General features: G+C 39.9%; 7 protein-coding genes and 3 pseudogenes. 9 read left to right on the forward strand and 1 reads right to left on the reverse strand.

What is annotated here, in order from left to right; genetic code table 11:
* The first annotated feature begins 36 nt into the window (after positions 1 to 36).
* From ACZ1G6_RS16500 to ACZ1G6_RS16525, 6 genes and pseudogenes are all read left to right on the forward strand, one after another.
* Positions 37 to 1496: pseudogene (locus tag ACZ1G6_RS16500) on the forward strand (SLC5 family protein).
* Positions 1497 to 1662: 166 nt separating this feature from the next.
* On the forward strand, positions 1663 to 2049 hold the full coding sequence (locus ACZ1G6_RS16505; RefSeq protein ID WP_472617287.1) for a hypothetical protein: 387 nt from the start codon (positions 1663 to 1665) through the stop codon (positions 2047 to 2049).
* A gap of 49 nt (positions 2050 to 2098) precedes the next feature.
* Positions 2099 to 2578, forward strand: a pseudogene (locus ACZ1G6_RS16510) (M23 family metallopeptidase).
* Positions 2579 to 2597: 19 nt separating this feature from the next.
* Entirely contained in the window at positions 2598 to 3125 is a 528-nt protein-coding gene (locus ACZ1G6_RS16515; protein WP_472617288.1) for a hypothetical protein, read from the forward strand.
* A 123-nt stretch (positions 3126 to 3248) separates the two neighbouring features.
* Positions 3249 to 5385, forward strand: a pseudogene (locus ACZ1G6_RS16520) (alpha-galactosidase).
* Positions 5386 to 5436: 51 nt separating this feature from the next.
* Positions 5437 to 6129 (forward strand): FadR/GntR family transcriptional regulator, encoded by a 693-nt coding sequence (locus tag ACZ1G6_RS16525; RefSeq protein WP_472617289.1) that lies wholly within the window; start codon positions 5437 to 5439, stop codon positions 6127 to 6129.
* A gap of 12 nt (positions 6130 to 6141) precedes the next feature.
* Here the strand turns inward: ACZ1G6_RS16525 and ACZ1G6_RS16530 are convergent, their stop codons facing one another.
* Positions 6142 to 6915 (reverse strand): MBL fold metallo-hydrolase, encoded by a 774-nt coding sequence (locus tag ACZ1G6_RS16530; RefSeq protein WP_472617290.1) that lies wholly within the window; start codon positions 6913 to 6915, stop codon positions 6142 to 6144.
* A gap of 165 nt (positions 6916 to 7080) precedes the next feature.
* On the opposite strand from ACZ1G6_RS16530, the gene ACZ1G6_RS16535 reads away from it, so the two are divergent.
* Genes ACZ1G6_RS16535 through ACZ1G6_RS16545 form a run of 3 tightly spaced genes read left to right on the forward strand, consistent with a single transcriptional unit; the run spans position 7081 to position 9806 of the window.
* The gene (locus ACZ1G6_RS16535) at positions 7081 to 8667 is read left to right on the forward strand and encodes an ABC-F family ATPase (RefSeq protein WP_472617291.1); all 1587 of its coding nucleotides are present in this window, start codon (positions 7081 to 7083) and stop codon (positions 8665 to 8667) included.
* Positions 8664 to 9278: a flavin reductase family protein gene (locus ACZ1G6_RS16540; protein WP_472617292.1), complete on the forward strand. Its 615-nt coding sequence runs from the start codon at positions 8664 to 8666 to the stop codon at positions 9276 to 9278. Before ACZ1G6_RS16535 ends, ACZ1G6_RS16540 begins: the two co-directional genes overlap by 4 nt.
* A gap of 30 nt (positions 9279 to 9308) precedes the next feature.
* The gene (locus tag ACZ1G6_RS16545; RefSeq protein WP_472617293.1) at positions 9309 to 9806 is read left to right on the forward strand and encodes a hypothetical protein; all 498 of its coding nucleotides are present in this window, start codon (positions 9309 to 9311) and stop codon (positions 9804 to 9806) included.
* The last annotated feature ends 133 nt before the right edge of the window (positions 9807 to 9939 follow it).

Here is a 9939-nt window from a genome sequence, read left to right on the forward strand (position 1 = left end):
AATTACGCTGTTTCAATATTAAAAAAGAAGAAGAATATGAACGCTGATTTTATCCAAATAGCAATATTTTTGCTTGTCACACTTGCGATTGCTCTTTTCACGTATCTGCAATGCCGAGGTAAAGAGCATAACTCGACTAATGATACCAAAGAATACTTTTTAGCCGGCGGTGGATTAGCCTTAGTATTTTGTGGCGGGCTCTATTACTTTGACAAACTTAAGTACTGACCAATTAGTTGGTATGAATGGTAATCAAATGGCGTTGTTAGCGCTATGGGAACTATCAGCTGTTGTAGGTTTGTTCATATTAGCAAAGGTTTTTCTGCCAATTTATTATCGATTCAACTGCACGACAACAACTGAACTGCTTGAGCAGCGTTATAACAACAAGCACATCCGAGCGATAATCAGCCTTCTTTTCTTCTTAGGTTCGGCTTTAATATTTTGTCCTGCTGTTATTTATAGTGGCTCATTGTTCATGCAAAACATGTTTGATATACAGATACCAATCATGTACATCGCCGTCGTTTTTGCCGTTGTAGGTGCCCTATACGCAATATTTGGCGGCTTAAGAGCGGTTGCAGTGTCAGACACTTTCTCAGGGGTTATTTTATTAGTAATGGCAGTGGTAGTGGTATTTTTGGCACTAAATGCAATTGATTACAATTTTGAAGGCATTCCTGCTGAGCGCTTAACCCTAATTGGTGATGATGAGTCTCCTATTCCTTGGCACACTTTGCTTACAGGTATGATTTTTATTCAAATCTTCTATTGGGGTACCAACCAAGTCATTACACAACGTGCCATGGCTGCGCCAAATATCAAAGAAGCACAAAAGGGTGTGTTTGCAGCCGCCGGTATTCGTTTGTTAATTGTGCCAGCTATTATTGTAGTGCTCAGGGATAGTGTCATTTAAACTATATGGCGATATTGGCGACGCGGCTTACGGGACCATAGTAGCAGACTTATTGCCAAGTTATTTAAGTGGTGTGTTTGCCGCTGCGATGGCTGCAGCAGTGCTCACTACATTTAACAGTAATTTAAATTCTGCTACAGCCCTTTACGTTTGTGATATTCACGAAGCATACTTTGACAAAAAGCCTAATGTGCAGCGCCTTTCAAGCTTGGTAACAGCTTTGATGACGCTTTTAGCATTAGCCTTAGTGTTAGTATATAAAGAAGCCGATAGCATTATTAATTTGATTCAACAATTATACGGCTTATTGAGTATGCCGATACTATCGGTCTTCATTTTGGGGCTAGCGTTTAAAAATGTTCATGCAGGCGCTGGGATTTTCTCAGTTGTCTTTGGTGTATTACTTTATGGAGCATTATCCTTTGAGTTTTCACCGATTTTTGCCCCGTTTGGATTACATTATATCCACTTGATGTTCATTACTTTGCTCAGTTGTATTACCCTTGCTCTACTTGTTAACTGGGTCTTTTACAAACAAGCACCCGCGTTTCAGTGGGTGGGTAGTGAAGCAGACGCATAATTCATATAGCTAAAAGCTTACGCGATATAGTTTGATAGAATAGCGCTGGTAATGCGCTATTTTTAAATGGCTGCTAGATATTGTAGGTCGGCATCTACCGAGTGAATAATACAAGGTATTTGTAGGTGTTTTTAAGGGCAAGCGCTATATCAAAAAGGAGGACGAGGTGAAAGGGGTATCTGTTGGGTTTAGCTTTGTATTACTGATTGTAGTGTTGGTATGCGCGCTTGCGCACGTTGGTGTCTTTATTAGTATCCTAACTGACTATGAGAAAGTCAGCATATATAGTTTCTTTTATGTAACACCACTTTCCGTCCTTATGATTGGTACTAATATGCTGTTACTAAAGGGCTTAAAAACGAATAAAATTTGGGCTTATAAACTAGGTGCAGTGGAACTTGCTATGTTTATACTTTGGAGCTTTTATCAGATTTTTACACCGGTTTTAGCGGGCAAAATTATTGGCATATTGCTTATTATTGTCTCATTAACGCTATTACGATCTCTATATCAAGAGTATCTATTAGTTAAAAAAGGTACTGTGAGTGCTTGATAAAACCTCGATTTCTAAACTGATAAAAATAACCGGTATCAGTGTCTTGATGTTACTGATAGCGGGTTTACTTATTCCTGAAGATGTTACAGTTCCTGTTTCCGGTGCCACGTCTGCTGATTGGAATAAGGATACGTTTTGGTACGAACCATGGGGTACTTCTGTTGTGCATAAAGGCATTGATATCTTTGGCACAAAAGGTACATCAGTTATAGCGGCAACTAGCGGTTGGGTGATATTTGCAGACACTTTGCCTAAAGGTGGAAATGTTGTTGCTATATTGGGACCTAAATGGCGAATACATTACTATGCGCATTTGGACAACAGTTCGGTTGAGCATGGACGTTTTGTAAGTGGTAAAGAGCAAATTGGGACTTTGGGAGATACAGGAAATGCGCGAGGCAAACCAGCCCACGTTCATTACTCTATAGTATCGTTGCTGCCCATGCCCTAGTTAATTACCACGCAAACTCAAGGATGGAAAAAAATGTTTTTCATTAACCCTGATAAAAAATTAAGAACCTTATAACTGAAAATAAGGACGTTATATGCATATTGTATTAGGTTTTCTTGGCTTAGTAGTGACCATTTTAGTCTTATTTAAAAGACTGCAAGATGGTGGTGTTGATATTGGTTGGCTTAACCCTTTTAGTTGGCATCGTAGACGTAAATTCAGAAAACAGTATGAAACATTACCAGCCTATGCGCTTGACTCACCAATGGATGTAGCAGCGTTGTTTTTAGTTGCTTTGGTAAAGTCAGATGGCGATATGACAAGTGAACAAAAGCAGACCATACTTGGCTTATTTGAATCAGAATTTAAATTAACACAACAGCAAGCTACATCTTTATTGGGTGCAAGTGTCCACTTGTTTGGCCGAGGAGATGAGGTACTTTCGAATTTAAAAGCAGTGGTAGCTCCAAGTTACACCAGCTTCACTCAAGCACAGACTCAATCAGTCAAACATATGTTAAATACATTATTAGAAGCAGAGGTGTTTGTTTCGGCTGAACAGAGAAAGCTAAAAAATGACATGTTTGATGTTTTACCTAAACATGAAAAAGCTAGTTGGTAGGACAGCTCAAATTGAAAATTAATCGATACCTTTTAATTAACATATTTATATGATTTATTTACATTGGTGTACAATAAATTTACACTCTTACCTAAATAACGAGTTTTATTGAAGAATTGCCTTATGACCAATGTTGATGATTTTGTTCACTTACATACCAGTTACCTTAGTTTAATTATTGATTGTCGCAGTGGTGTGCCGGTTGTATTGTATTTTGGCAAACGGCTTCAAGATAATGCGCACACCAATTCAATGCTTGGAATGCTAGCCATAAGGCAAGAAGCAAAGTGCTCGCTTGCACAAGAGATCCCAATAGGTTTTACGCCTACTTTAGGCGCTGGTTTTACGGGTAGCCCTAGCTTAAACCTTAGTAATAATAAGGACGCTTGGTCAGCCAATCCTGTGCTATGCGAGATTGAGCACAATAAGCCTCACAAAGCGATATTTCGGTCACAAGACAATGCCCGTCAAATATTATTAGTTCATACCATTGAGTTATGCCCAGACTCTCATGTGTTAAAAGCCAATACCCGCATCACAAATTTACAAGAAGAACCCTTACATATTACCGACTGCGCCGCGCCTACAATCACTTTGCCTGATCACATTAGTAAAATAATGTCATTTGAAGGGCGCTGGTCAATGGAGTTCCAGCAAACATCGATTGACCTTTTCTTAGGTGCATATGTTCGAGAAAATCGAAAAGGTAAAACATCTCATGATAACTTCCCAGGTGTGGTTTTGCATGATGCTTACGCTAACGAGACACAAGGCGAATGTTATGGCTTTCATCTTGGATGGAGTGGTAATCATCGAACTCGCGTCGAATTGTTGCCTGAGCAACGAACTTATTTGCAAATGGGGGAGTTATTAGGTGATAGAGAGCTCGGATTAGCAAAAAATGAGAGCTATGAGTCACCAAGTTTATACATGTCATACTCACATGATGGTTTTGGTGAGTTGTCCCATCATTTTCACCAATATGTGCGCACTCACTTGTTGTCCAATAAGATCGTATCTACCCCCAGACCTGTTCACTATAATACTTGGGAAGGTATATATTTTGATCATGATACCAAAACTCTGAAGCAGCTTGCGGATATCATGGCGGATGTTGGGGCTGAGCGTTTTGTGCTTGATGACGGTTGGTTTAAGGGCAGGCGCAACGACGAAGCAGGTTTGGGTGATTGGCTCATTGATACACAGATCTACCCTTTAGGTCTTCAAGACATTATTGACCACGTTTTGAGTAAAAAGATGGAATTTGGCATCTGGTTTGAGCCTGAAATGGTTAATCCAGATAGTGATTTATACCGGGCACATCCTGACTGGGTACTTAGCACTCAAGGAAACCCAATGACCTTGTTTAGGAACCAATATGTACTAGACATGACTCGGCCAGAAGTTACAGACTATCTTTTTTCACATATCGACAAGGTGTTATCAGATTATCCTCAGATCACCTACATAAAGTGGGATATGAATCGAGATATCAACCATACAGGCGATGCGCACGGGAAAACAGTGATTCATAAGCAAACCAAAGCTGTTTATGACTTGATATCCAACATAAAAGCAAAACATACTCATGTAGAAATTGAAAGCTGCTCTTCTGGTGGCGCGCGTATCGATTTTGGTGTGTTGCAACATACTGATCGTGTTTGGACCTCAGACTCTAATGATGCACTTGATCGCTTGCTGATTCAGAGGGGCTGCTCATTTTTTATTCCAAGTATCATAATGGGCTCGCATGTTGGTCCACGAGACTGTCATATCACGGGCCGTCGAATAAGCATGGATACCCGCATTGCGGTTGCGATGTTTGGTAGCATGGGCATGGAAATGGACCCGCGTGAATTAGATGAAGATGATAAACAAAAATTACGCGCAGGTTTAGCGCTACATACTAAGCACCGAGAGCTAATTCATAGTGGTCGACTATATCGCTTTGATGCTAACGGCGATTCAATTGACTTTGGAGTGGTCGCTCAAGATAAATCACAAGCATTATTTAGCTATAACAGTGTTAATGAGAGTCGGCGTACTATGCCTCGCAAATACCGATTTATCGGCCTTGAGCCAAGGCAGCAATTATCAATTTAGTGTAGTGTGGCCGACGAAATTACAAGAGTATACACCTTCTTTGTTGACACAAATTGAAGGACAAGTATTTAGTGCACAGGCGCTTATGTCTTTTGGTATGCAGTTACCTATTACCTTCCCACAAACCAGTATTATCTTTAAGCTACAAAAAGTATGACAATTAAAGTAAGATAAATCACATAAAAAGTTAAAGAAGTTAATAACGCAGATGTCACGTACACACAATTTAACACAACAACTAACGCATAAACTGGGTGTTTTAATTGTTAATGGGGATTACCCTGTTGGTGAGGGAATGCCTTCTGAGGCCGTCCTATGTGAACAGTTTGATGTAAGCAGAAGCTCTACCCGAGAAGCAGTTAAGATGCTCTCAGCGAAGGGTTTGATTTCGTCGCGCCCCAAAAAAGGGATTAGAGTATTACCTGAAACGCAATGGAATTTGTTTGATAGTGATGTGCTTTCATGGATTTTACAAAGTAAACCTTCATTAAGCCTACTTCGTGAATTCACGCAAGTTAGGCATGCTATAGAGCCCAACGCTGCAAAATTAGCTGCCCGCAATGCGACGCCTAAACAATTAGCCGCGCTTGAAACAGCTTTATTCCAAATAGCGGATGCTCGTGAAGGTTTAGATGATCAACTAGACGCTCATATTAATTTCTTAAATGCAATTCTAATGGCCAGTGGTAATCGTTTCTTTATTCAATTAACACAGTTTGTAAAGGCTGCATTGAGAGTAAGTATTCGCTATAACAATCAAAATATGGGCGTGAATAATACAGATATTAGTTTTCATGCAGATGTATTTGATAGTATTAAAATAGGTGACGAACAACGTGCTTTCGAATTAGTTGACACTATTTTGTCTGATGCATTGGCATCACTTGAAAAACGTCTATAAGCCTATTTTTGCTTAATCAAGACTTGTTGGGTCAAACTCAATCAACGCTTCATAAGCTTCTTGTAACATCGCTTTATTCGCTAATGGGCCATGCCCAGGTATGATTTTCGTTTTGCCGTTGCTGCGCGCCAATATTGCTTTCATTGCCGCTAAATACCCTTGATACGATCCACCATTATCGGTATCAATAAAAGGCGTGACTCCTACAAAAAACAAGTCGCCGGTGTGAATAACATTTGATTGTTTGAAAAACACCGCGATGTCGCCAGCGGTATGGGCATTGGGGAAATGAATAATTTCAATAGTTTCTTCATCCTCATGAAGTTGCAGTTGCTTATCAAAAGTGACATAAGGTAAAGCTTGATTTGAGAGTTGAGGTAAGCGCGAATTGGGCGCGTGTGTTGTAGATGCCGCTTTTAATATCTGCCGAGTATTCGCATGTGCAATGATGGTAATATTAGGACCGTGAAAGTGCTCGTTTCCTTGAGTATGATCAGAATGATAATGAGTATTGATCAAATATTTTATTGGTAGTGGTGAAATGTTCAATACAGCCTCTTTTATCGAACTTGACGCTTTTGTGAACTGACTATCAATCATAATTGTGTGGGTTTTACCGCGCACAATAGCAATATTCCCACCCGTACCTCTGAGCATATAAATGTTATTGGTTAATGCGATGGTTTCAATAGGAACTTGTTCATTATTGGTGTTATGCACATGAGCATTCGCCACATCAATAATGCAAGTATAGAGGATTACCAATAAGGTTAGCTGATTGCGCATAATAAATGTATTGAGTTGCTTAATGCTTATAAGCAGTCTAATTGTTTTTGAGCTGATATCAATGCAAGCAATGAAATAAAACGAGTATGTCTTTGTTTATTATTCGTCCATTTTGGCGTATAGTGCGCGTCCTTTTTTTGCTCTATCTGATACAGGTCATCGATTTTGATTACAACCGCAAATATCACCATGCAGTTTGGTGCTAAGCCTCTTTTTGAAAACATATCAGCTAAGTTTGGTAACGGAAATCGCTACGGATTAATTGGCGCCAATGGCTGTGGCAAATCAACATTTATGAAAATCATGAGTGGCGAACTAGTGCCAACTTCAGGCAATGTGTCGCTCACGCCTGACGAGCGTATTGGTATATTAAACCAAGACCAATTTGCGTTTGAAGCCTATTCGGTTGTTGACGCTGTGATTATGGGTGATGAAAAGCTATGGGAAGTAAAGCAGGAGCGTGACCGTATATATAGCTTACCAGAGATGTCAGAAGAAGACGGTATGAAGGTTGCTGATTTAGAATCACAGTATGCAGAATTAGATGGGTATACCGCTGAGACGCGGGCAATAGAATTACTACTTGAAGCAGGTATTGATGAAAGCTATCACTATGGTTTGATGTCACAAATCGCACCGGGGAAAAAACTACGAGTGCTGATTGCTCAAGCATTGTTTTCACAACCGGATATTTTGTTGCTTGATGAGCCTACCAACAACCTTGATATTTATACAATTAAATGGCTTGAAGATGTGCTTAATCAACGCAAATGCACGATGGTGATTATTTCGCACGACCGCCATTTCTTAAATGCAGTGTGCACTCACATGGCTGATATCGACTATGGGGAGCTGCGTATTTATCCGGGTAACTATGAAGCATTTAGTACGGCTGCTGCCATGGCGCAAGAGCAAATTCACATTGAAAATGCCAAAAAACAAACTGAAATTGAAGAGCTACAAGGCTTTGTTGCGCGGTTTTCTGCAAATGCTTCTAAAGCGAAACAAGCTACTTCACGTGCCAAAAGGCTTGAGAAAATTGAGTTGACCGAAGTTATTTCTTCTTCTCGCCAATCACCGTACATCACCTACAAGCAACACAAAAAACTGCATCGCTTAGCACTAGAGATGCACAATTTAGAACATGGCTTTGATGAAGGTAGCTTGTTCAAAGGTGGCGATATTTTAGTTGAAGCCGGTACCCGACTGGCCGTTATTGGTGAAAACGGTGCAGGTAAAACCACGTTTATGAAATGTTTGGTGGGCGAGCTTAAAGCAAATGCTGGCACCCTAAAGTGGTCTGAAAATGCCGCCATTGGTTACTTAGCACAAGATGTCAGTAATGATTTTGCAGTTGAAATGAATCTGTTTGATTGGATGTCACAATGGCGCACACCAAAACATGACGATTTAGCGGTACGTGCGATATTGGGGCGTTTGTTATTTAGCGCAGATGATATCGTCAAAGACGTAAGAGTTTGTTCAGGTGGTGAAAAAAACCGCTTGATGTTTGGTAAACTCATGATGCAAGAAATCAACGTTATCATCATGGATGAGCCAACTAACCACATGGATATGGAAGCCATTGAAGCGCTCAATAAGGCCTTATTGAATTTTGACGGCACCTTGGTATTTGTAAGTCACGATAGAGAGTTTGTTTCTACCTTGGCAACCTCTATTATTGAGATTAAAGACAAGAAATTACATTATTTTCAAGGGACATACGACGAATACGTAGGTAATACAAAGTGAATGTTGATTTAGCATCTTTATCAAGTACGCAAGTCTATCATTTGATGACCCAAACGGTCATTCCAAGGCCTATTGCATGGGTGCTCTCAGCTAATACAAATGACACGCTAAACTTAGCGCCGTTTTCGTACTTTAATGCGGTGGCTAGTGATCCACCTTTATGCATGTTGTCGATGGGCAAAAAACCAAGTGGCGATATTAAAGACACCGCGAGCAATTTATCTGAAGGCGCACATTGTGTGATACACATTGCAAGTGCTGAGCAAGCAAAAGAGGTAACGGCAAGCGCTGCAACACTTGATTATGGTGTAAGTGAGCTTGAGTTAACTCGATTAACAACAACTAGACATGCACATTGGTTGCTTCCTAGGTTGGCAAATTGCGATATTGCCTACTATTGTAAAGTACACTGCACCCAAGAAATTGGAAATGCTCCACAACGACTTGTGTTTGTCGAAGTGCTTGAGGTTTACCTTAATGATAAGGCGTGCAAGCATGATGAAAAAGGACGTTTGATGATTGATGCATTAGCCATTAATCCACTAGCTCGACTAGGGGCAAATCAATATGCGTCATTAGGCAGTGTGTTTGATAACAAACGGCCTAAGTAGTCAATCGAATAAGCTAAAAGGGCAATAATTATGAGCGCAGCCTATTTTATTATTGTAAACGATGATGTTGATTTTGATACCTATGTCAGTGGCAAACACATTGCTAGGCTTAGTGAAAAACTAAATGCCTTTTGTCTTGCCAACAATATCAAGTCGCTTGATTTTTACTTGTATCAAGACTTTTCAGAGTTTCTAGATGAACAGCATAGTTATATTGATGAGCCATTAATGGATGAACAAGACTATGATGCTACCTTTGCTGAAAATAGCGAAGTGTCTGATACCTTAATTGATGAAAAAGACCCGATAGAAAATGACGACAACGCTAGTGATGCACCAGAGCAAGACGATGTTTGGTTTGATCCACGCCTTGGTATTGAATGGGTCGATATGCTTGTTAGTGCCCTTCAAAACAAGGCGCCTGACTTTCTAAGCTCCTCTCTTATCGAAGAATTACTAGAATATAAAGATGTACTGAAAAAAACCCAAAAAGCGAACCTGCTTTGGCATTTAGAGATGGATTATTAGTGTAGATAAAATGTTTAACTGACAAGATATAGTAAAACAATCGTTCAGCGGCTTACTTAATTAAGTATTTGAGCTAAAACAATAAATTACACTTAGAATGTTGACATAACAACAAACAGCCTGTACTTTTGTT

Source organism: Glaciecola sp. HA4-3 (genome assembly GCF_055693685.1).